The organism is Citrobacter sp. Cpo032, from assembly GCF_030332975.1.
Classification (GTDB): domain Bacteria; phylum Pseudomonadota; class Gammaproteobacteria; order Enterobacterales; family Enterobacteriaceae; genus Citrobacter; species Citrobacter portucalensis.
On the sequence record NZ_JAOWGU010000034.1, the window covers coordinates 123,485 to 146,319 of the forward strand.

Below are 22,835 nucleotides of genomic sequence, written 5' to 3' on the forward strand. Positions count from 1 at the left end.
ATGATGATTCGTGAGCAAATAGAAGAAAAATTAAGGGCAGCGTTCGAACCCGTGTTCCTCGAAGTTGTGGATGAAAGCTATCGTCACAATGTCCCGGCTGGTTCTGAAAGCCACTTTAAGGTTGTACTGGTTAGCGATCGCTTTACAGGTGAACGTTTTCTTAATCGTCATCGGATGATTTACAGCACGTTAACGGCGGAGCTTTCCACAACCGTTCATGCGCTTGCCCTGCATACCTACACTATTAAGGAGTGGGAAGCGTTGCAGGATACGATTTTTGCATCGCCTCCGTGTCGTGGAGCGGGAAGCATCGCGTAAAAACGGATTTGCAACAACCGACGCTTTTCCAGTATGTTGCTACAGATTATGTGAAAACGGCCTGCGGGCCGTTTTGTTTTGTCTGAATTCTGGGGCAGTCGTACAGTATTCAGACAAAAATTAGCCGGGAATTGTGAAAAAAGCCGCAGCAACGCGCGATAACCGTTCTCGACTCATAAAAGTGATGCCGCTATAATGCGCGTCTTATTTTTCGGAATGTCTTCGGGATGATTCTGACGACAGGGAATGTGATTGCTTATGAGAACATCCCAGTTCCGCGAAGCCAACAACCTGTGCTTGCGGAGAAGAGTTGACCGAGCACTGTGATTTTTTGAGGTAACAAGATGCAAGTTTCAGTTGAAACCACTCAAGGCCTTGGCCGCCGTGTAACGATTACTATCGCTGCTGACAGCATCGAGACCGCTGTGAAAAGCGAGCTGGTCAACGTAGCGAAGAAAGTGCGTATTGACGGTTTCCGCAAAGGAAAAGTACCGATGAATGTTGTTGCTCAGCGTTATGGCGCGTCTGTTCGCCAGGACGTTCTGGGTGACCTGATGAGCCGCAACTTCGTTGACGCGATCATCAAAGAAAAAATCAATCCGGCTGGCGCACCGAACTACGTTCCGGGCGAATACAAACTGGGTGAAGATTTTACTTACGCGGTAGAGTTTGAAGTTTACCCGGAAGTTGAGCTGACTGGCCTGGAAGCAATCGAAGTTGAAAAACCGGTTGTTGAAGTTACCGACGCTGACGTTGACGTAATGCTGGACACCCTGCGCAAGCAGCAGGCTACCTGGAAAGACAAAGACGGCGCTGCTGATGCAGAAGACCGTGTAACCATCGACTTCACCGGTTCTGTAGACGGCGAAGAGTTCGAAGGCGGCAAAGCGTCTGACTTCGTACTGGCGATGGGCCAGGGTCGTATGATCCCGGGCTTTGAAGAAGGCGTTAAAGGCCACAAAGCTGGCGAAGAGTTCACTATCGACGTGACCTTCCCGGAAGAGTACCACGCTGAAAACCTGAAAGGTAAAGCTGCGAAGTTCGTTATCAACCTGAAGAAAGTTGAAGAACGCGAACTGCCAGAACTGACTGAAGAATTCATCAAACGTTTCGGCGTTGAAGATGGTTCCGTAGCAGGTCTGCGCGCTGAAGTCCGTAAAAACATGGAACGCGAGCTGAAAGGCGCTGTGCGTAACCGCGTTAAGTCTCAGGCGATCGAAGGCCTGGTAAAAGCTAACGACATCGACGTTCCGGCTGCTCTGATCGACAGCGAAATCGACGTTCTGCGTCGTCAGGCTGCACAGCGTTTCGGCGGCAACGAGAAACAAGCTCTGGAACTGCCGCGTGAACTGTTCGAAGAACAGGCTAAGCGTCGCGTAGTTGTTGGTCTGCTGCTGGGCGAAGTGATTCGTACCAACGAACTGAAAGCTGACGAAGATCGCGTTAAAGGCCTGATCGAAGAGATGGCTTCTGCTTACGAAGATCCGAAAGAAGTTGTTGAGTTCTACAGCAAAAACAAAGAGCTGATGGACAACATGCGTAACGTCGCTCTGGAAGAGCAGGCTGTTGAAGCCGTTCTGGCGAAAGCGAAAGTGACTGAAAAAGCCACTTCCTTCAACGAACTGATGAACCAGCAGGCGTAATTCGTCGCTTTTTTAGCTCGAATTTCGTACGCAAGCCCGTCACCTTTTGGTGGCGGGTTTTTTTTTGTCACGCATTTTGCATGGGAAGAGTGCGAAAACAGCGTTTCAGTGTTAGCGTTACAACAAAAGATTGTTATGCTTGAATTATGGCGATGTCGTACCCATTACTGAGGGACTAGCTGATAATCCGTCCATAAGGTTACAATCAGCACAGCAGGTTTTTTCAAATTTTATCCAGGAGACGGAAATGTCATACAGCGGCGAACGAGATAACTTTGCACCCCATATGGCGCTGGTGCCGATGGTCATTGAACAGACCTCACGTGGTGAGCGCTCTTTTGATATCTATTCTCGTCTACTTAAGGAACGCGTCATTTTTCTGACCGGCCAGGTCGAAGACCATATGGCTAACCTGATCGTGGCGCAGATGCTGTTCCTGGAAGCAGAAAACCCAGAAAAAGATATCTACCTGTACATCAACTCCCCTGGTGGAGTGATCACTGCCGGGATGTCTATCTATGACACCATGCAGTTTATTAAGCCGGACGTCAGCACCATTTGTATGGGCCAGGCGGCCTCAATGGGTGCGTTCCTGCTGACCGCCGGGGCGAAAGGCAAACGTTTTTGCCTGCCTAACTCTCGCGTCATGATCCACCAGCCTCTGGGCGGTTACCAGGGCCAGGCAACGGATATTGAAATTCATGCCCGTGAAATCCTGAAGGTAAAAGGGCGCATGAACGAACTTATGGCGCATCATACGGGTCAATCTCTTGAGCAGATTGAACGTGATACCGAGCGCGATCGCTTCCTCTCCGCTTCTGAAGCGGTAGAGTACGGTCTGGTCGACTCGATTTTGACCCATCGTAATTAATGCCCAGTGCGCAGGTGTGCCGCTATAATTACCTGGAGCGGCACAACGCTGACTAGCGTCTTGCGCCTGAGAATGGCATTTGCGTCGTCGTGTGCGGCACAAAGAACAAAGAAGAGGTTTTGACCCATGACAGATAAACGCAAAGATGGCTCGGGCAAATTGTTGTACTGCTCTTTTTGCGGCAAAAGCCAGCATGAAGTGCGTAAGCTGATTGCCGGTCCATCCGTGTATATCTGCGACGAATGTGTTGATTTATGCAACGACATCATTCGCGAAGAGATTAAGGAAGTAGCACCGCACCGTGAACGCAGTGCGCTGCCGACGCCACATGAAATTCGCAACCACCTGGACGATTACGTTATCGGTCAGGAGCAGGCGAAGAAAGTGCTGGCGGTCGCGGTATACAACCATTACAAACGTCTGCGCAACGGCGACACCAGCAATGGCGTCGAGTTGGGCAAAAGTAACATCCTGCTGATTGGCCCGACGGGTTCCGGTAAAACGCTGCTGGCTGAAACGCTGGCGCGCCTGCTGGACGTTCCGTTCACCATGGCTGATGCCACCACGCTGACCGAAGCCGGTTATGTGGGTGAAGATGTTGAAAATATTATTCAGAAGCTGTTGCAGAAGTGCGATTACGACGTGCAGAAAGCACAGCGTGGGATCGTCTATATCGATGAGATCGACAAGATTTCTCGTAAGTCTGATAACCCATCTATTACCCGTGACGTTTCCGGCGAAGGCGTACAGCAGGCGCTGTTGAAACTGATCGAAGGGACGGTTGCTGCCGTTCCGCCACAGGGTGGTCGTAAACATCCTCAGCAGGAATTCCTGCAGGTTGATACCTCCAAGATCCTGTTTATCTGCGGTGGTGCATTTGCCGGTCTGGATAAAGTCATTGCTAACCGTGTTGAAACCGGCTCCGGCATTGGTTTTGGCGCAACGGTAAAAGCACAGTCTGATAAAGCCAGCGAAGGTGAACTGCTGTCGCAGGTCGAACCGGAAGATCTGATCAAATTTGGTCTGATCCCTGAGTTCATCGGTCGTCTGCCGGTTGTGGCAACGCTGAGCGAGCTGAGCGAAGAAGCGTTGATCCAGATCCTCAAAGAGCCGAAAAATGCCCTGACCAAGCAGTACCAGGCGCTGTTCAATCTTGAAGGTGTCGATCTGGAATTCCGTGAAGAAGCGCTGGATGCTATCGCCAAGAAAGCGATGGCGCGTAAAACCGGTGCTCGTGGCCTGCGTTCTATCGTCGAAGCTGCGCTGCTCGACACCATGTACGATCTGCCTTCTATGGAAGACGTCGAAAAAGTGGTGATCGATGAGTCGGTGATTGGCGGTCAGAGCAAGCCATTGCTGATTTACGGTAAGCCGGAAGCGCAGCAGGCATCTGGCGAATAATTCATCAATTCATACAGACATTTAATTAAAAAGGGGGGATTTTATCTCCCCTTTTATTTTTCCGTAAACATGGCGTTGAATGTGTGGGAAACATCCCCATATACTGACATACATGTTAAAGGTGGTGTGAAGCACAGTCGTACCATCTGATTACCTGGCGGAAACTAAACTAAGAGAGAGCTCTATGAATCCTGAGCGTTCTGAACGCATTGAAATCCCCGTATTGCCGTTGCGCGATGTGGTGGTTTATCCGCACATGGTCATACCCTTATTTGTAGGGCGGGAAAAATCTATCCGTTGTCTGGAAGCGGCTATGGACCATGATAAAAAAATCATGCTGGTCGCACAGAAAGAAGCGTCAACGGATGAGCCGGGTGTAAACGATCTTTTCACCGTCGGGACCGTGGCCTCTATTTTGCAGATGCTGAAACTGCCTGACGGCACCGTAAAAGTGCTGGTCGAGGGGTTACAGCGTGCGCGTATTTCTGCGCTGTCTGACAACGGCGAGCATTTCTCTGCGAAAGCAGAGTACCTTGACTCGCCTGCTATTGATGAGCGCGAACAGGAAGTGCTGGTGCGTACCGCTATCAGCCAGTTCGAAGGCTATATCAAGCTGAACAAGAAAATCCCACCAGAAGTGCTGACGTCGCTGAACAGCATTGACGATCCTGCACGTCTGGCGGATACCATCGCTGCACACATGCCGCTGAAGCTGGCTGACAAGCAGTCCGTGCTGGAGATGTCCGACGTTAACGAACGTCTGGAATATCTGATGGCGATGATGGAATCTGAAATCGATCTGCTGCAGGTTGAGAAACGCATTCGCAACCGTGTGAAAAAGCAGATGGAAAAATCTCAGCGCGAGTACTATCTGAACGAGCAGATGAAAGCTATTCAGAAAGAACTCGGTGAGATGGACGATGCACCGGACGAAAACGAAGCGTTGAAGCGTAAAATCGACGCGGCGAAAATGCCGAAAGAGGCAAAAGAGAAAGCGGAAGCAGAACTGCAGAAGCTGAAAATGATGTCTCCTATGTCGGCGGAAGCGACCGTGGTGCGTGGCTACATCGACTGGATGGTACAGGTGCCGTGGAATGCGCGTAGCAAGGTCAAAAAAGACCTGCGTCAGGCGCAGGAAATCCTCGATACCGACCATTATGGTCTGGAGCGCGTCAAAGACCGTATCCTTGAGTACCTCGCGGTTCAAAGCCGTGTAAATAAAATCAAGGGGCCGATCCTGTGTCTGGTTGGACCGCCGGGGGTAGGTAAAACCTCTCTGGGGCAGTCCATCGCGAAGGCAACTGGGCGTAAATACATCCGTATGGCGCTGGGCGGCGTGCGTGATGAAGCCGAAATTCGTGGTCACCGCCGGACCTATATCGGTTCTATGCCGGGTAAACTGATCCAGAAAATGGCCAAAGTGGGCGTTAAAAACCCGCTGTTCCTGCTTGATGAGATCGACAAAATGTCTTCCGACATGCGTGGCGATCCGGCTTCCGCACTGCTTGAGGTGCTGGATCCAGAGCAGAACGTGGCGTTCAGCGATCACTACCTGGAAGTGGACTACGATCTCAGCGACGTAATGTTTGTTGCGACCTCTAACTCCATGAATATTCCGGCACCGTTGCTGGATCGTATGGAAGTGATCCGTCTGTCCGGTTATACCGAAGACGAAAAGCTGAACATTGCCAAACGTCACTTGTTGCCGAAACAGATTGAGCGTAATGCGCTGAAAAAAGGTGAGCTGACGGTCGACGATAGCGCCATTGTGGGCATTATTCGTTACTACACCCGTGAAGCAGGCGTACGTAGTCTGGAACGTGAAATCTCTAAACTGTGCCGTAAAGCGGTGAAACAGCTGCTGCTGGATAAATCGCTGAAACATATTGAGATCAATGGCGACAACCTGCACGACTATCTGGGTGTACAGCGCTTTGACTATGGCCGCGCGGACAACGAAAACCGCGTTGGTCAGGTGACGGGGCTGGCGTGGACGGAAGTTGGCGGTGATCTGCTGACTATCGAAACCGCCTGCGTACCGGGTAAAGGTAAGTTGACCTACACCGGTTCTCTGGGTGAAGTCATGCAGGAGTCGATTCAGGCTGCGCTGACCGTGGTGCGCGCGCGTGCGGAAAAACTGGGTATTAACCCGGACTTTTACGAAAAACGCGACATCCACGTTCACGTACCTGAAGGGGCTACGCCGAAAGACGGTCCAAGTGCGGGTATTGCTATGTGTACTGCGCTGGTGTCTTGTCTTACCGGTAACCCAGTTCGCGCCGACGTGGCGATGACGGGTGAGATCACCCTGCGTGGTCAGGTTCTGCCTATCGGTGGTTTGAAAGAAAAACTGCTGGCGGCACACCGTGGCGGCATTAAGACGGTCTTAATTCCCGATGAGAACAAACGTGACCTGGAAGAGATTCCGGACAACGTAATTGCCGATCTTAATATTCACCCGGTGAAACGTATTGAGGAAGTTCTGACTCTTGCGTTGCAAAATGAACCCTCTGGAATGCAGGTTGTGACGGCAAAATAGTGACCTCGCGCAAAGAGCATTAATAAAAACAGGGCTGGCAGGCCATTTCGGGCTTGCCAGCCTTTTTTTGTATAGCTAATTTAGATAACGGATTAGGCTTGCCATCATTAACGGGTGTTGTAAGGGCATGGCAGGCCTGATATAACTGCTGCGCGGTCGCACTTTGAAGGATTCAGGTGCGATATAAATTATAAAGAGGAAGAGAAGAGTGAATAAATCTCAACTGATCGACAAAATTGCTGCAGGGGCTGATATCTCTAAAGCTGCGGCTGGACGTGCGTTAGATGCAATTATTGCTTCTGTTACCGAATCTCTGAAAGAAGGTGATGACGTAGCGCTGGTAGGTTTTGGTACTTTTGCCGTTAAAGAGCGTGCTGCCCGTACTGGTCGCAACCCGCAAACAGGTAAAGAGATCACCATCGCCGCGGCTAAAGTACCGGGCTTCCGTGCAGGTAAAGCACTGAAAGACGCGGTAAACTAAGTGATTTCCCCTTTGGGGATGTGACGAAGTACAAGGGCGCATCGACTGATGTGCCTTTTTTATTTGTAATTCCGGTACTTTCTACGCGTTGTGGGCTGACAATTGCCCCTGTTTCTTGTCACAATAGACCTTTGTGCGCAGCGTTCAGGAAACGCTATGCTGCGTGAAGCATATATACTCAAAATCCTTGTTGCCGTTGTTGTCATCAACGCGGGGGCAGCAGAGAGGATAACGCGTATAGTCATCTACAGCGGAGTGTGGTTACACCATGATGGACAGCTTACGCACGGCTGCTAACAGTCTCGTGCTCAAGATTATTTTCGGTATCATTATCGTGTCGTTCATTTTGACCGGCGTGAGTGGTTACCTGATTGGCGGAGGCAATAACTTCGCCGCCAAAGTGAATGGCCAGGAGATCAGCCGCGGGCAGTTCGAGAATGCGTTCAACAGCGAACGTAACCGCATGCAGCAACAGCTGGGTGATCAATACTCCGAGCTGGCCGCGAACGAAGGTTATATGAAAACGCTGCGTCAGCAGGTGCTGAATCGTCTTGTTGACGAAGCACTGCTGGATCAGTATTCCCGCGAGCTTAAGCTCAACATCAGCGACGATCAGGTTAAACAGGCCATTTTCGCCACGCCTGCGTTCCAGGTGGACGGCAAGTTTGATAACAACCGCTACAACGCGATTATCAATCAAATGGGAATGACTGCAGACCAGTACGCTCAGGCATTACGTAATCAGCTTACGACACAGCAGCTGATTAACGGTGTTGCCGGTACGGACTTCATGCTGAAAGGTGAAACGGACGAACTGGCGGCGCTGGTCGCGCAGCAGCGTATCGTGCGCGAGGCGACGATTGACGTTAACGCACTGGCCGCGAAGCAGTCTGTTACCGAGCAGGAAGTTGCCAGCTACTACGAGCAGAATAAAAACAACTTTATGACGCCGGAACAGTTCCGCGTGAGCTACATCAAGCTGGACGCTGCTGCTATGCAGGAGACGGCCAGCGATGCTGATATTCAGTCTTACTATGACCAGCATCAGGATCAGTTCACTCAGCCGCAGCGTAACCGCTACAGCATCATTCAGACCAAAACGGAAGATGAAGCCAAAGCTGTACTGGACGAGCTGAACAAAGGCGGTGATTTTGCTGCGCTGGCGAAAGAAAAATCTGCCGATATCATCTCTGCCCGTAAAGGCGGCGATATGGGATGGCTGGAAGATTCCACCACCCCGGATGAGCTGAAAAATGCTGGTCTGAAAGAAAAAGGCCAACTATCTGGCGTAATTAAGTCTTCCGTTGGTTTCCTCGTTGCACGTCTTGACGACGTACAGCCCGCGCAAGTTAAACCGCTGAGCGAAGCCCGTGACGAGATTGCGGCAAAAGTGAAGCAGGAAAAAGCGCTGGATGCGTACTATGCGCTGCAGCAGAAAGTCAGCGACGCGGCCAGCAATGATAACGAATCTCTGGCGGGTGCAGAGCAGGCTGCGGGTATGAAAGCGGTTGAAACGGGCTGGTTTAGCCGTGACAGCCTGCCGGAAGAACTGAATTTCAAACCAGTCGCTGACATCATTTTCAATGGTGGTCTGGTTGGTGAGAACGGTACGCCTGGCAGTAACTCCGATATCATCACCGTGGACGGCGATCGTGCGTTCGTGCTGCGTATTGCAGAGCACAAAGCTGAAGCCGTGAAGCCACTGGCTGAAGTGAAAGAGCAGGTAACTGCGCTCGTTAAGCACAATAAAGCAGAGCAGCAGGCGAAGCTTGATGCCGATAAACTGCTGGCGGATCTGAAAGCCGGTAAAGGTGATGAAGCGATGAAAGCGGCGGGTCTGAGCTTTGGCGAGGCGAAAACGCTGAGCCGTACGGGTCAGGATCCGCTGAGCCAGGCTGCCTTTGGTCTGAGCCTGCCGGCGAAAGACAAACCGAGCTACGGCGTCGCGAACGACATGCAGGGTAACGTTGTTCTGTTGGCGTTGGACGAGGTGAAAGCCGGTTCTATGCCTGAAGCGCAGAAGAAAGCGATGGTTCAGGGGATCACTCAGAACAACGCGCAGATTGTCTTCGAAGCGCTGATGAGCAACCTGCGTAAAGCCGCAAAAATTAAAATCGGTGATGCGCTGGAACAGCAGCAATAACCGAGGCAGTTCGCAAAAAATTGCAAAAAGTTGTATCTACCAAAGGCCGCTTTCGCGGCCTTTTCCATTTCTGATATTTGCCGTTTGTCTGCCGTTCTGCACCTCGCTATCGTGATTCCACTGTTAACAAACAAGGAGAAAACAGTATGAAACATGGAATCAAAGCTCTGCTTATCACTCTTTCATTGACCTGCGCTGGTATGGCCCAAACCGCATTGGCGGCTGAGCCTGTCGCCAAAAGCCAGGCGACTCAAACCAAAGCGGAAAACTCAGGGGCGGCACACAGCAAAGCCACACAGCCCGCTAAAGCAAGCGACGATGAAGGTACCAGGGTAAGCATCAACAGCGCTTCTGCTGAGGATTTAGCGCGAGTCATGAATGGCGTGGGTCTAAAGAAAGCGCAGGCGATTGTGAGCTATCGTGAGGAGTACGGGCCGTTTAAAACGGTGGACGATTTAAAGCAGGTGCCGGGCATGGGTAGTTCGCTGGTTGAGCGTAATCTGGCAGTTTTAACACTTTAATAACTTGCAGAGCGCTGAAAGTTTGCCAGACTGTAGAGGTCATACCAGTTATGACCTCTTTACCCTAAAGTCTGTTCCTATAAAAACAACGTAAGGCTCCTGCGCTATGCAAACACAAATCAAAGTTCGTGGTTTTCATCTTGATGTCTATCAGCACGTTAACAATGCCCGCTATCTGGAGTTTCTGGAAGAGGCCCGCTGGGATGGTCTGGAAAACAGCGACAGCTTTCAGTGGATGACCGCACACAACATCGCTTTTGTGGTCGTGAATATTAATATCAACTACCGCCGTCCTGCGGTGCTGAGCGACCTGCTGACTATCACCAGTCAGGTTCAACAGTTAAATGGCAAAAGTGGTGTGTTAAATCAGACCATTACCCTGGAGCCGGAAGGGCAGGTGGTGGCTGATGCGCTGATTACGTTCGTCTGCATTGATTTGAAGACGCAAAAAGCGCTGCCGCTGGAAGGGGAGTTGCGCGAAAAACTGGAGCAGATGGTGCAGTAGTGGCTGCGACTGCCGGAAGGCGATGCTCAAGCGTCTTATCCGGCCTACAAGAGTTGCTGCAACTGCAAGTAGGCCGGATACGCAAAGCGCCATCCGGCAATACAATCACTTTAACCCGGTTTTCTGTTTCATTGCCGCCATCACTGCCGGTTTATCCGCCAGATAATGGTTCAGGCCGTTGGCACGCAGATTACACGCCGCACAGTGACCGCAACCGTCACCTTTGATGCCGTTATAGCAGGTCAGCGTTTCTTCGCGTACCAGGTCCAGCTTGCCCCAATAATCGGCCAGTGCCCAGGTTTCGGCTTTATCGATCCACATTAGTGGGGTTTCAAAGCGAATATCTTTCGCCATCCCCAGGCTTACAGCATGGTTCAGGGCTTTAACGAACTCATCGCGACAGTCCGGATAGCCGGAGAAGTCGGTCTCACAAACGCCGGTAATGACCGCCTCTGCCTGCACCTGGTACGCGTAAATTGCTGCCAGCGTTAAGAACAGAATATTGCGTCCAGGCACAAAGGTATTGGGAATGCCGTTCGCATCCGGTTCGTAATCGGGTACCGGAATGTTATCGCGGGTCAGGCTGCTGACAGCCAGTTCACTGAGCAATGTGACATCAAGTACTTTGTGCGCGCGCGCGCCAAGTTTTAAGGCCAGGTCACGTGCGACATCAATCTCAGCGCGATGGCGCTGACCATAATCAAAGGTCACGCAGTGCACTTCATCATACTGATGCAGCGCTTGCGCCAGACAGGTCGTGGAGTCCTGACCTCCACTGAATACAACAACGGCACGTTTCATGGCTTTTCCTGACAAAATAACGAAGCCCTTATGGTAGCGCCTGGGCGTGCCGTCGACCAGCTTCTTCACGCTGAAGGAGGTGGCAGCCAGGCTTCGGTAAACTCGAACCAGCCACGAGGATTCAGGCGTACGCCGTTCACGCCCGGTGGCGCGCTGATGCGATAGTGATAATTGAACAGTGGCGTCAGGGTAGCGTCATGCATTAGCGTGGCGAAAACTTGCTGTAAAGCCGCGTGGCGATCGTCCTCATCGGCCTGAATTTGTAGGGCATCCAGGGTCGTTTGCAAATGTGTGTATGCGGGCGCATTCAATACATGTGACCAGAGCTGATCGCAGCGCAACCACTGTTCGAGAGTATATTCAGGTGCCTCACCAATCAGCCTGTCGCCCATCATCAGGTCGGCCTGGGCTAAGGGATGATCGCCATCCCAGTTTTTAGCATTATGAAAAATAAGCGTTAATTCACAGCCGAGCAGCGCCAGCGCCTGGCGAAGCTGTTCAGCCATAGCGTGAAGTTCTACCGGCAGGTGATAAGCCAGCGTCAGCTTTTCCGGTAATGCCACCTCATCGAGTTCATCCCATTGCGGGATAGTCCATCCGGGGAGCAGTGCATTGCTTGGCGTGATCAGATTTTCATCCACTTCAAGCGTTTGTAGCAGGGAAGAACGGTGGATGATATTGATCAGTCTACGGGCCTGCTGCGTATTCAGGCGCGCGCTTTTTCTGAGCGTGAGATAGCAAAAACCAAGACTGATCCCGCTGCTTACCTGGCTTAGCATAGGCAACTCTTCGGGTTTACCAATCGCAATTTGCACCGGATGGCGACAGCTGGTGCCCAAATCCTGGGAGAAGAGCTGCGGGGTTATCCAGTATTCAATGGCTTTTAGCAGCGGATGACTCAGATGGTAGTGATCGTGACTCTCGATACGCACCAGCTCAGGAGTAAACAGCGTCAACCGGAACGGGCCGGTACCCACAAACGGGTGCTCAGGATGCGCCAGGTGACTGCTGTAGCTTGCCAGACGGTGCGCCAGCCAGAAGTCGGGACGATGCAGAATAAAGGTCAGACACTGGGGATGCGTCACCTCAATGCGCTTTACGCTGATAAACAGCTTATTCAGCGCGGGGAGTTCTAACAGCTTCAGCAACTGCTGATGTAGCTGTGTGCTGCTGACCGCATCGCCGTTATGCCAGTACAGGGTGGAACGAATATAGAAATCCCAGCGCAGGCCGTCAGCGGAGATATTCCAGTGGTGGGCTAAGTCTCCACAGGGACGTTGCGTAGTGCTGTCAAACCGGGTCAGGCCAGAGAAAACTTGTCCAGCGAGGTGTTGCTCCGCGCGACCGGGGAGAAAACCGGGGTGCAAGGGGTCGAGCGGGCGGTAATAGGGTATACGCAGGGTTGGCGTGTCGTTTTGCCACTGACCGCCCATAAACGGTTGTAGCAGTGTTCTCAATTCGCCCGGCGCCAACTGAGCCAGTTCCAGTACGCTAAGCTGCTCTCCCTTTTGCAGGGCCTGTTCCATCATGGTGTTGCGCAGTGAATCTGGCGTCACTAAAAACCGCAGCTGCCCGCGTTTCCCGCGCCCCGACTGGGCATGCCACTCCAGCCAGCCTGCATCCTGCGCTTGCTTTAGCAGGGTACGCACATGGCGTTCGCTACAAAAACAGCGTTCGGCCAGTTCCCCGACGGTCACCGACTGCGGTTCGCCGTTCGAGGGCAGCCACAGGCGTTGGTACTGGTTCAGGCGATTAAGCAGACGCATTGATACTTTTTCCTTCAGGATGTTCGTTAACGGTTTATGCGTAGAGAAACCCGGAACAATTCATTTTATCTATTCACTATTACTTCCGTATATCTCAGGTGATACTGGATCACAAGTTAACCGCGTCACAGTGTGGAGAAAGAAATGGCTCGTCTGGCTGCATTTGATATGGATGGCACCCTTTTGATGCCGAATCACCATTTAGGTGACGAAACGCTTTCAACGCTGTCGCGCCTGCGTGAACGCGATATTACTCTGACATTTGCCACCGGTCGCCATGTGCTTGAGATGCGCCATATTTTAGGCTCGATCTCGCTGGACGCCTTTTTGATCACGGGTAATGGCACGCGCATTCACTCACTTGAGGGCGATGTGTTACACCGTCAGGATCTGGATCCGAATGTTGCGGATATTGTGTTGCATCAGAAGTGGGACACTACCGCAAGCATGCATGTCTTTAATGACAATGGCTGGTTCACCGGACAAGAGATCCCCTCACTGCTGCAGGCGCATGTGTATAGCGGATTTCGCTACCAGATCGTCGATGTGAAACGTATTCCGGCGCATCAGGTCACCAAAGTCTGTTTCTGCGGCGATCATGACTCTCTGATCCAATTGCGCATTCAACTGAATGAAGCGCTGGGTGAACAGGCGAATCTCTGTTTTTCCGCGTTTGATTGCCTTGAGGTGCTGCCGCTGGGCTGTAATAAAGGATCGGCATTGGCGGTGTTGAGCGACTATTTAGGTTATTCAATGGCCGAGTGTATGGCGTTTGGCGATGCCATGAACGATCGCGAAATGTTAGGCAGCGTTGGGCGCGGCCTGATTATGGGTAACGCGATGCCGCAACTGATTGCTGAACTGCCTCATTTATCGGTGATTGGACATTGCCGTAATCAGGCAGTGTCACACTTTTTGACGCATTGGCTGGACAATCCACATCTACCTTATTCCCCCGAATGAGAGATCCCTTCCAGCAAGCCAGACTTCGCGTCTGGCTTTTTTTTATCCCATTAATGGGTGTTCAGTAGTCGGGCGAGCTCCGCTTTCCACGGCGTTAAATCACCGATGTGTGCATCGACCCACTGTGGGTTGTAGTAGGTTTCCAGATAGCGTTCGCCGCTGTCACACAACAGCGTCACCAGTGAGCCGCTTTCTCCGGCATCGCGCATACGGGCGGCAAGTTGCAGCGTTCCCCACATATTGGTGCCAGTTGAAGCGCCGACTTTGCGGCCCAACTGCGTTTCCAGCCAGTGTGCGGTGGCCACGCTTGCGGCATCCGGCACGCGCAGCATTTCATCGACCACGTCAGGAATGAAAGAGGGTTCTACGCGCGGACGCCCGATACCTTCAATTTTACTTCCTACCGGGCTGCGTAACGTGGCATCGCGATCCTGCCAGAAGGGCAGAAAGACCGAGTTTTCCGGGTCTACCACCATCAGTTGAGTGTCGTAGCCCTGACAGCGGATATAGCGGCCAATGGTTGCTGAGGTGCCACCGGTTCCGGCGCTCATCACAATATGGCGGGGAACGGGGTTGGGCTCGCACTGCATCTGACGAAAGATGCTGTCGGCGATATTATTATTGCCGCGCCAGTCGGTGGCGCGCTCAGCGTAAGTGAACTGGTCCATGTAATGACCGTTCAGCTCACGCGCCAGTTGCTCAGAGGCCGCATAGATTTCGCAGGCGCTTTCCACGAAATGACAGCGACCGCCGTAAAATTCAATCTGTTCAACTTTACGTTTTGCCGTACAGGAAGGCATGACGGCAATAAATGGCAACCCTAACAGTCGAGCGAAATAAGCCTCAGAGACCGCCGTTGAACCGGACGATGATTCAATGATGGTGGTGCCTTCTTTGATCCAGCCATTGCACAATCCGTACAGAAACAGTGAGCGCGCCAGACGATGCTTCAGACTCCCGGTCGGATGCGTGCTCTCATCTTTTAAATAGAGCTGAATGCCCGGGAGCGCCGGTAGCGACAGGCGAATGAGATGCGTATCCGCAGAACGCTGATAATCCGCGTTGATTTCATTGATGGCGTTTTTAACCCAGGAGCTATTCATCATTAATAGATATCCATTTGTCATTTTGTGCCCAGAATAGCGAAAAGCACGGAAAAAATTGTTGCCATTTAGCCTTTAAAATAGAATGTAAGGAGAAAATTCTTCTCTGTGGAGTGGATATGTTAGACAAAATTGACCGCAAGCTACTCGGCTTACTGCAACAGGACTGCACCCTTTCTTTGCAGGCATTAGCAGATGCCGTTAATCTGACTACCACCCCCTGCTGGAAACGTCTCAAACGACTTGAGGATGACGGTATCCTGCTGGGCAGAGTCGCCCTGTTGGATCCAGAAAAACTGGGGCTGGGACTCACCGCGTTTGTGCTGATCAAAACTCAGCATCACAGCAGCGAATGGTATTGCCGCTTTGTCACTGAAGTGACCGGAATGCCCGAGGTTCTGGGGTTCTGGCGTATGGCAGGGGAGTATGACTACCTGATGCGAGTGCAGGTTGCTGATATGAAAAGCTATGATGAATTCTATAAGCGCCTGGTGAACAGCGTACCGGGCCTGTCTGACGTCACCTCCAGCTTTGCCATGGAACAGATTAAATACACAACTGCTCTACCTATTGAATAATTCTCCCGGCGCTTATTGCCGGAAATCTTGTCAGGACATAACGCGTGCGATTATTTGCTCAATTAAGCTGGTACTTCCGCCGGGAGTGGCGTCGCTACCTCGGGGCAGTGGCCCTGCTTATCATCATCGCTATCCTTCAGCTTATTCCGCCGAAAGTGGTCGGGATCATTGTGGATGGCGTGACGACTCAACGCTTCACCACCGAGCGGCTGCTGATGTGGGTGGGGACAATTGCCCTGATTGCCGTGGTGGTTTATTTGCTGCGTTATGTCTGGCGCGTGCTGCTGTTTGGCGCATCCTACCAACTGGCGGTTGAGCTGCGGGAAGATTATTACCGTCAGTTGAGTCGCCAGCATCCAGAATTTTATCTGCGGCACCGTACGGGCGATCTGATGGCGCGGGCAACCAACGATGTCGATCGCGTCGTATTTGCCGCCGGAGAAGGGGTGCTGACGCTGGTAGATTCGCTGGTTATGGGGTGTGCGGTGCTGATCGTGATGTCAACGCAGATAAGTTGGCAACTGACGCTCATTGCGCTGCTGCCGATGCCGGTGATGGCGTTGATGATCAAACGTTACGGCGATCGACTCCATCACCGTTTTAAGCTGGCGCAGGCGGCGTTTTCCAGTCTCAACGATCGTACTCAGGAAAGCCTGACCAGTATTCGTATGATCAAGGCCTTTGGGCTGGAGGATCGGCAGTCGGCATTATTTGCCGCTGATGCTGAAGATACCGGTAAGAAAAACCTGCGTGTGGCGCGCATTGACGCCCGCTTTGATCCTACGATTTATATCGCCATTGGTATGGCTAACCTGCTGGCGATTGCCGGGGGAAGCTGGATGGTGGTTCACGGCTCGCTGACGCTCGGGCAGCTCACCAGCTTTATGATGTATCTCGGTCTGATGATTTGGCCGATGCTGGCGCTGGCCTGGATGTTTAACATCGTCGAACGCGGCAGCGCCGCGTATAGCCGAATTCGCGCCATGCTGGCAGAAGCGCCGGTAGTGGATGACGGTACTGAACCGGTGCCGGAAGGACGCGGCGAGCTGGCGGTGGTGATTCGCGAATTTTGTTACCCGCAAACCACCCACCCGGCGCTGGAAAATGTGAATTTCCAGCTCAAACCTGGACAGATGCTGGGCATCTGTGGTCCGACCGGTGCGGGAAAAAGTACGGTACTGTCGCTGATCCAGCGTCATTTTGATATCACCCAGGGCGATGTGCGCTTTCATGATATCCCATTAACGCGCTTACAGCTGGATAGCTGGCGCAGCCGACTGGCGGTTGTCAGCCAGACACCATTCCTGTTTTCCGATACCGTCGGTAATAACATCGCCTTAGGACGCCCGCAGGCCACGCAGGAAGAGATCGAGCATGTGGCGCGCCTTGCCAGCGTTCATGAGGATATTTTACGTCTTCCTCAGGGCTACGACACCGAAGTGGGCGAACGCGGGGTGATGCTGTCTGGCGGGCAAAAACAGCGTATTTCTATCGCTCGAGCGTTACTGCTGAACGCTGAAATTCTGATTCTGGATGATGCGCTGTCGGCGGTGGATGGTCGTACCGAACATCAGATCCTACATAACCTGCGCCAGTGGGGCGAAGGCAGAACCGTGATTATCAGCGCACACCGTTTATCGGCTTTGACGGAAGCCAGCGAGATTATCGTGATGCAGCATGGGCATATTGCTCAGCGCGGTGAGCATGAATCTTTAGTGCAACAGCCCGGTTGGTATCGCGACATGTACCGCTATCAGCAACTTGAAGCGGCGCTGTCTGATGCACCAGAGTTAAACGAGGAGGCGGCTAATGCGTAGTTTCGGGCAATTATGGCCAACTCTGAAAAGACTGCTGGCGTATGGTTCCCCATGGCGAAAACAGCTGGCGATTGCGGTAGTCATGCTATGGGTGGCTGCGGCGGCGGAAGTCAGCGGTCCGCTGCTGATTAGCTATTTTATCGATAACATGGTGGCGAAGAACAATCTGCCATTGGCGATGGTTGCCGGGCTGGTTGCGGCCTATGTCGGTCTGCAACTGCTGGCGGCAGGTCTGCATTACGCGCAGTCATTGCTGTTTAACCAGGCGGCGGTTGGCGTAGTACAACAGTTACGCACCGACGTAATGGACGCTGCGCTGCGCCAGCCGCTCAGCGCTTTTGATACTCAGCCCGTCGGGCAACTTATCTCCCGCGTGACCAATGATACTGAAGTTATTCGCGACCTGTACGTGACGGTGGTCGCAACGGTCCTGCGCAGTGCGGCCTTAATCGGCGCGATGTTGGTGGCAATGTTCAGCCTGGAATGGCGCATGGCGCTGGTGGCAATGGCCATTTTCCCGGCCGTGCTGGTGGTGATGGTGATTTACCAACGCTACAGCACCCCGATTGTGCGTCGGGTACGCGCTTATCTGGCGGATATTAACGATGGCTTTAACGAAGTCATCAACGGCATGAGCGTTATCCAGCAGTTCCGCCAGCAGGCAAGATTTGGCGAGAGAATGGGCGAGGCAAGCCGCTCGCACTATATGGCGCGTATGCAAACCCTGCGACTGGATGGTTTTTTGCTGCGTCCACTGCTGAGCCTGTTCTCGGCGCTGATCCTCTGCGGTTTGCTGATGCTGTTCAGTTTTACCTCTGGCACCTCCATCGAGGTTGGCGTGCTGTACGCGTTCATCAGCTACCTCGGCCGTTTGAACGAACCGCTGATCGAGCTGACCACCCAGCAATCAATGCTGCAGCAGGCGGTTGTCGCTGGTGAGCGAGTGTTCGAACTGATGGACGGGCCTCGTCAGCGCTATGGTGAAGACGATCGCCCGCTCAAAAGCGGAGACATTGAGGTGGATAACGTTTCATTTGCCTATCGCGACGACAATCTGGTGCTGCAAAACATCAGTCTGTCCGTGCCTTCGCGCAGCTTTGTGGCTTTGGTCGGACACACAGGCAGCGGCAAAAGCACGCTGGCCAGCCTACTGATGGGATATTACCCGCTGACGCAGGGGGAAATCCGCCTTGACGGACGTCCGTTGTCTTCTCTGAGCCACGGTGCGTTACGTCAGGGCATCGCGATGGTGCAGCAGGATCCGGTGGTGATGGCGGATACCTTCCTGGCAAACGTCACGCTGGGTCGCGATATCTCAGAAGAGCGGGTCTGGCAGGCGCTGGAGACCGTGCAACTGGCTGAACTGGCTCGGGGCTTGAGCGAGGGGATTCATACCCGGCTGGGCGAGCAGGGCAATAATCTCTCCGTTGGGCAGAAACAGCTGCTGGCGCTGGCGCGGGTATTGGTTGAAACGCCGCAGGTGCTGATCCTCGATGAAGCCACGGCCAGTATTGATTCCGGTACTGAACAGGCCATTCAGCACGCGCTGGCGGCGGTCCGTGAACACACTACGCTGGTGGTGATTGCGCATCGGTTATCGACGATTGTCGATGCGGATACCATTCTGGTGCTGCATCGCGGTCAGGCGGTTGAGCGTGGTACGCACCAGCAATTACTGGCGGCGCAAGGCCGTTACTGGCAGATGTATCAGCTGCAGCTGGCGGGCGAAGAGTTAGCCGCCAGCACGCAAGAGGATTCTGTTATCGCCTGACGGCGCAGTGCTTATCCGGCCACGCGGTATCGTAGGCCGGGTAAGGCGTTTACGCCGCCATCCGGCAATCAACAATCTGGTGCAAAAATGTAACGCACTATGCACCGTTATAGTGCGTTTTTTCTTTTTCTCTCCCGATAGTACCCGGCGAACCTGAATCATTCCGCGTTTTTCATTCCTGGCACACCCCTTGCAATATTCCTCTCGTGTATCTGCAGCCACTACTGAATTCTGACTGGAGGGGATCTATGAAGCTGGTTACCGTGGTAATCAAACCGTTCAAACTGGAAGACGTCCGTGAAGCACTGTCGTCTATTGGTATTCAGGGGCTGACCGTCACCGAAGTGAAGGGGTTTGGCCGACAGAAAGGTCATGCTGAGCTGTACCGTGGGGCTGAATATAGCGTCAATTTTCTGCCAAAGGTGAAGATTGATGTGGCGATTGCCGACGACCAACTGGATGGCGTGATTGATGTCATCAGTAAGGCGGCATACACCGGAAAAATTGGCGACGGCAAAATCTTCGTCGCCGAGCTGCAACGTGTGATTCGTATTCGTACCGGCGAAGCCGACGAAGCCGCACTGTAACTTCTGGCACACAGTGATAGGAAACCAAAAAATGAAGATAGCAACGATGAAAACAGGTATTGCTTCACTGGCACTACTGCCGGGACTGGCGATGGCGGCACCGGCGATTGCGGATAAAGCAGATAACGCTTTTATGATGATCTGTACCGCGCTGGTGCTGTTTATGACTATCCCTGGCATTGCGTTGTTCTACGGCGGTTTGATTCGCGGTAAGAACGTACTGTCGATGCTGACTCAGGTGACGGTGACATTCGCTCTGGTTTGTATTCTATGGGTGGTTTATGGCTACTCACTGGCCTTTGGCGAAGGGAATAATTTCTTCGGCAACTTCAACTGGGTATTGCTGAAGAACATCGCGCTGACGGCGGTCACGGGGAGCTTCTACCAGTACATTCACGTTGCTTTTCAGGGATCTTTTGCCTGCATCACCGTTGGGCTGATTGTCGGGGCGCTGGCTGAGCGTATTCGTTTCTCTGCGGTGCTGATTTTTGTGGTGGTGTGGTTAACGCTGTCGTACATCCCCATTGCACATATGGTCTGGGGCGGCGGATTGCTGGCTTCTCACGGCGCACTGGATTTTGCCGGCGGGACGGTCGTGCACATCAACGCAGCGATTGCCGGTCTGGTTGGTGCGTATCTGATTGGTAAACGCGTCGGTTTTGGCAAAGAAGCCTTTAAACCGCATAACCTGCCGATGGTCTTCACCGGTACCGCTATTCTCTACATTGGTTGGTTTGGCTTTAACGCCGGTTCAGCGGGAACGGCGAATGAAATTGCCGCACTGGCCTTCGTTAATACCGTGGTCGCCACCGCCGCCGCCATCCTCGGATGGATCTTCGGTGAATGGGCGCTGCGTGGCAAACCGTCTCTGCTGGGCGCCTGTTCTGGCGCTATTGCGGGTCTGGTGGGCGTAACACCTGCATGTGGCTACATCGGTGTCGGTGGGGCGCTGATTATCGGTGTGGTTGCGGGGTTGGCTGGCCTGTGGGGCGTAACCATGCTGAAGCGTTTTCTGCGCGTGGACGATCCGTGTGATGTGTTTGGCGTGCACGGCGTGTGCGGTATTGTTGGCTGCATCCTGACCGGGGTTTTCGCTGCCAGCTCACTGGGCGGCGTGGGCTTTGCTGAGGGAGTGACCATGGGGCATCAGCTGCTGGTGCAACTGGAAAGCGTGGCGATCACCATCGTCTGGTCCGGCGTGGTGGCCTTCATTGGCTATAAGCTGGCGGATATGACGGTGGGTCTGCGCGTACCGGAAGAGCAGGAACGCGAAGGTCTGGATGTGAACAGTCACGGCGAGAACGCTTACAACGCTTGATGTTTCAATCTGCCGGATGGCAACGCTTTTGCGCCACCATCCGGTAATTCTCAATTGCGATTACGCATTACCCCTTCCTGCACGGTAGAGGCGACCAGCACGCCGTCCTGCGTATAAAACTCCCCGCGTACAAAACCTCTGGCACCGGAGGCAGAAGTACTCTCGACGTTATACAACAGCCACTCATTAATATTGAACGGACGGTGGAACCACATTGAATGGTCAATGGTGGCGATCTGAATCCCTTTTTCCAGAAAACCAATCCCGTACGGCTGCAGCGCTACAGGCAGGAAGTTCAGGTCTGAGGCATAACCCAGCAGATATTGATGGACGCGCAGATCGTCCTGCAGCTCGCCGTTTGCACGGATCCATACCTGGCGCGCCGGAGGTGCGACGTGACCTTTTAAGGGGTTATGAAATTCAACCGGGCGCACTTCCAACGGACGATCGTTGATAAATTTTTCTTTCAACAGCGGCGGCAGTAAATGCGCCACTGAGCGGGCAATTTCTGTTTCTGATTTCAGCTTATCGGGACCCGGCGCATCCGGCATGGTTTTCTGATGTTCAAATCCGTCTTCCGGTGCCTGGAAAGAGGCGGTCATGTAAAAAATGGGTTTACCATTCTGAATTGCGGCAACGCGGCGCGCGCTGAAGCTGTTACCATCACGCAAGACTTCTACATCATAGATGATGGGCTTTTGGCTATCGCCGGGGCGTAAAAAGTAGCTGTGGAAGGAGTGCACCAGACGCTCTTCCGGTACGGTTTCTTTGGCGGCATACAGCGCCTGACCGACAACCTGTCCCCCAAAAACCTGACGTAACCCTAAGTCTTCACTTTGGCCCCGAAAGAGTCCTTCTTCAATTTTTTCCAGATTTAACAATGTCAGCAAATTTTTCAGCGCCAGACTCATACGTGCTCTCCAGGTTATATCGATCTCGCAGCGAGGTAGGCAGAGTATAACGCAATTTTGAAAGTGGTCCGATGGGTGCAATTGTCTGAATTAAAGGCCTATTACAGGCAAAAACAGCTGTCTTGTGCCACACTTAGTCACGTTATGTTTTTGTTAACCACTCTTCTGGCGAGGAAAGTTCTCGCTGGTGCATAGATGATAAGGAGAATTTAATGAAACTCGTGCACATGGTAAGTGGTTTAGCGGTTGCGGTCGCTCTGTCGGCCTGTGCTGATAAAAGTGCAGATATTCAGACACCTGCGCCAAACCCTAATACGTCAATTGCTGACACACAGTCTAAAATTCAACAGCCAAACGTTTCTGGTACGGTATGGATCCGCCAGAAAGTGGCCTTGCCACCCGATGCGGTGCTGACCGTCACGCTGTCAGATGCGTCGCTGGCCGATGCACCGTCAAAAGTGCTGTCGCAAAAAGCGGTCCGTACTGAAGGTAAGCAGGCGCCATTCAGCTTTGTATTACCATTTAACCCGGCAGATATTCAGCCTAACGCCCGTATTCTGCTGAGTGCGGCAATTACGGTTAATGACAAACTGGTCTTTATTACTGATACCGTTCAGACGGTCATTAATCAGGGTGGTACGAAAGCTGACCTGACGCTGGTCCCTGTACAGCAAACAGCAGTACCGGTTCAGGCAAGCGGTGGGGCAGCCACCACGGTGCCGTCAACGTCACCAACCCAGGTAAATCCCTCTTCTGCCGTTCCTGCTCCCACGCAGTACTAAGGCAGTCGTAACCCTC

The 22,835-nt window shown here is 52.8% G+C and carries 20 protein-coding genes; 16 read left to right on the top strand and 4 right to left on the bottom strand.

Annotated features, from left to right (window positions below; genetic code table 11):
- From bolA to fadM, 9 genes are all read left to right on the top strand, one after another.
- On the top strand, nt 1-318 hold the full coding sequence (bolA, locus tag OGY33_RS02630) for a transcriptional regulator BolA (RefSeq protein WP_003021619.1): 318 nt from the start codon (nt 1-3) through the stop codon (nt 316-318).
- 344 nt (nt 319-662) lie between these two features.
- Entirely contained in the window at nt 663-1,961 is a 1,299-nt protein-coding gene (gene tig, locus OGY33_RS02635; RefSeq protein WP_003021622.1) for a trigger factor, read from the top strand.
- Nucleotides 1,962-2,208: 247 nt separating this feature from the next.
- Entirely contained in the window at nt 2,209-2,832 is a 624-nt protein-coding gene (gene clpP, locus OGY33_RS02640) for an ATP-dependent Clp endopeptidase proteolytic subunit ClpP (protein WP_003021624.1), read from the top strand.
- Between the two features lie 126 nt (nt 2,833-2,958).
- Nucleotides 2,959-4,233, top strand: a complete 1,275-nt coding sequence (gene clpX, locus OGY33_RS02645; protein WP_003831013.1) for an ATP-dependent protease ATP-binding subunit ClpX — start codon at nt 2,959-2,961, stop codon at nt 4,231-4,233.
- 184 nt (nt 4,234-4,417) lie between these two features.
- Nucleotides 4,418-6,772 carry an endopeptidase La gene (lon, locus tag OGY33_RS02650; RefSeq protein WP_003831014.1) on the top strand — a complete coding sequence of 785 codons (2,355 nt, stop codon included), beginning with the start codon at nt 4,418-4,420 and terminating at the stop codon, nt 6,770-6,772.
- 190 nt (nt 6,773-6,962) lie between these two features.
- Entirely contained in the window at nt 6,963-7,253 is a 291-nt protein-coding gene (hupB, locus tag OGY33_RS02655; RefSeq protein ID WP_219352570.1) for a nucleoid-associated protein HU-beta, read from the top strand.
- Nucleotides 7,254-7,521: 268 nt separating this feature from the next.
- Nucleotides 7,522-9,396, top strand: a complete 1,875-nt coding sequence (gene ppiD / locus OGY33_RS02660) for a peptidylprolyl isomerase (RefSeq protein ID WP_100272837.1) — start codon at nt 7,522-7,524, stop codon at nt 9,394-9,396.
- Between the two features lie 146 nt (nt 9,397-9,542).
- The gene (locus tag OGY33_RS02665) at nt 9,543-9,917 is read left to right on the top strand and encodes a helix-hairpin-helix domain-containing protein (protein ID WP_191238804.1); all 375 of its coding nucleotides are present in this window, start codon (nt 9,543-9,545) and stop codon (nt 9,915-9,917) included.
- Nucleotides 9,918-10,023: 106 nt separating this feature from the next.
- Entirely contained in the window at nt 10,024-10,422 is a 399-nt protein-coding gene (gene fadM / locus OGY33_RS02670; protein WP_003021636.1) for a long-chain acyl-CoA thioesterase FadM, read from the top strand.
- A 105-nt stretch (nt 10,423-10,527) separates the two neighbouring features.
- On the opposite strand, the gene queC is transcribed toward fadM, so the two are convergent.
- Together queC and OGY33_RS02680 are read right to left on the bottom strand one after the other, a co-directional pair.
- Entirely contained in the window at nt 10,528-11,223 is a 696-nt protein-coding gene (queC, locus tag OGY33_RS02675; RefSeq protein WP_003021638.1) for a 7-cyano-7-deazaguanine synthase QueC, read from the bottom strand.
- Between the two features lie 65 nt (nt 11,224-11,288).
- Entirely contained in the window at nt 11,289-12,989 is a 1,701-nt protein-coding gene (locus tag OGY33_RS02680) for an SgrR family transcriptional regulator (RefSeq protein ID WP_048214789.1), read from the bottom strand.
- Between the two features lie 144 nt (nt 12,990-13,133).
- On the opposite strand from OGY33_RS02680, the gene cof reads away from it, so the two are divergent.
- Nucleotides 13,134-13,952: an HMP-PP phosphatase gene (gene cof / locus OGY33_RS02685; protein WP_032942541.1), complete on the top strand. Its 819-nt coding sequence runs from the start codon at nt 13,134-13,136 to the stop codon at nt 13,950-13,952.
- Nucleotides 13,953-14,002: 50 nt separating this feature from the next.
- On the opposite strand, the gene OGY33_RS02690 is transcribed toward cof, so the two are convergent.
- Nucleotides 14,003-15,058 (bottom strand): PLP-dependent cysteine synthase family protein, encoded by a 1,056-nt coding sequence (locus OGY33_RS02690; RefSeq protein WP_125362848.1) that lies wholly within the window; start codon nt 15,056-15,058, stop codon nt 14,003-14,005.
- A 116-nt stretch (nt 15,059-15,174) separates the two neighbouring features.
- On the opposite strand from OGY33_RS02690, the gene decR reads away from it, so the two are divergent.
- From decR to amtB, 5 genes are all read left to right on the top strand, one after another.
- On the top strand, nt 15,175-15,633 hold the full coding sequence (decR, locus tag OGY33_RS02695; protein ID WP_003831023.1) for a DNA-binding transcriptional regulator DecR: 459 nt from the start codon (nt 15,175-15,177) through the stop codon (nt 15,631-15,633).
- Between the two features lie 44 nt (nt 15,634-15,677).
- A complete protein-coding gene (locus tag OGY33_RS02700; protein ID WP_191238803.1) occupies nt 15,678-17,450 on the top strand; it encodes a SmdA family multidrug ABC transporter permease/ATP-binding protein in 1,773 nt (590 codons plus the stop codon).
- Nucleotides 17,443-19,221, top strand: a complete 1,779-nt coding sequence (locus OGY33_RS02705; RefSeq protein WP_008783952.1) for a SmdB family multidrug efflux ABC transporter permease/ATP-binding protein — start codon at nt 17,443-17,445, stop codon at nt 19,219-19,221. Before OGY33_RS02700 ends, OGY33_RS02705 begins: the two co-directional genes overlap by 8 nt.
- 248 nt (nt 19,222-19,469) lie before the next feature.
- Complete coding sequence (glnK, locus tag OGY33_RS02710) at nt 19,470-19,808, top strand: P-II family nitrogen regulator (protein ID WP_003021657.1); 339 nt, start codon at nt 19,470-19,472, stop codon at nt 19,806-19,808.
- Between the two features lie 31 nt (nt 19,809-19,839).
- Nucleotides 19,840-21,126: an ammonium transporter AmtB gene (amtB, locus tag OGY33_RS02715; protein ID WP_191238802.1), complete on the top strand. Its 1,287-nt coding sequence runs from the start codon at nt 19,840-19,842 to the stop codon at nt 21,124-21,126.
- 50 nt (nt 21,127-21,176) lie between these two features.
- On the opposite strand, the gene tesB is transcribed toward amtB, so the two are convergent.
- Nucleotides 21,177-22,037, bottom strand: coding sequence for an acyl-CoA thioesterase II (tesB, locus tag OGY33_RS02720; RefSeq protein WP_191238801.1), 861 nt, complete (start codon nt 22,035-22,037; stop codon nt 21,177-21,179).
- Nucleotides 22,038-22,249: 212 nt separating this feature from the next.
- Between tesB and OGY33_RS02725 the strand changes: the two genes are divergently transcribed.
- The gene (locus OGY33_RS02725; RefSeq protein ID WP_103015031.1) at nt 22,250-22,819 is read left to right on the top strand and encodes a YbaY family lipoprotein; all 570 of its coding nucleotides are present in this window, start codon (nt 22,250-22,252) and stop codon (nt 22,817-22,819) included.
- The last annotated feature ends 16 nt before the right edge of the window (nt 22,820-22,835 follow it).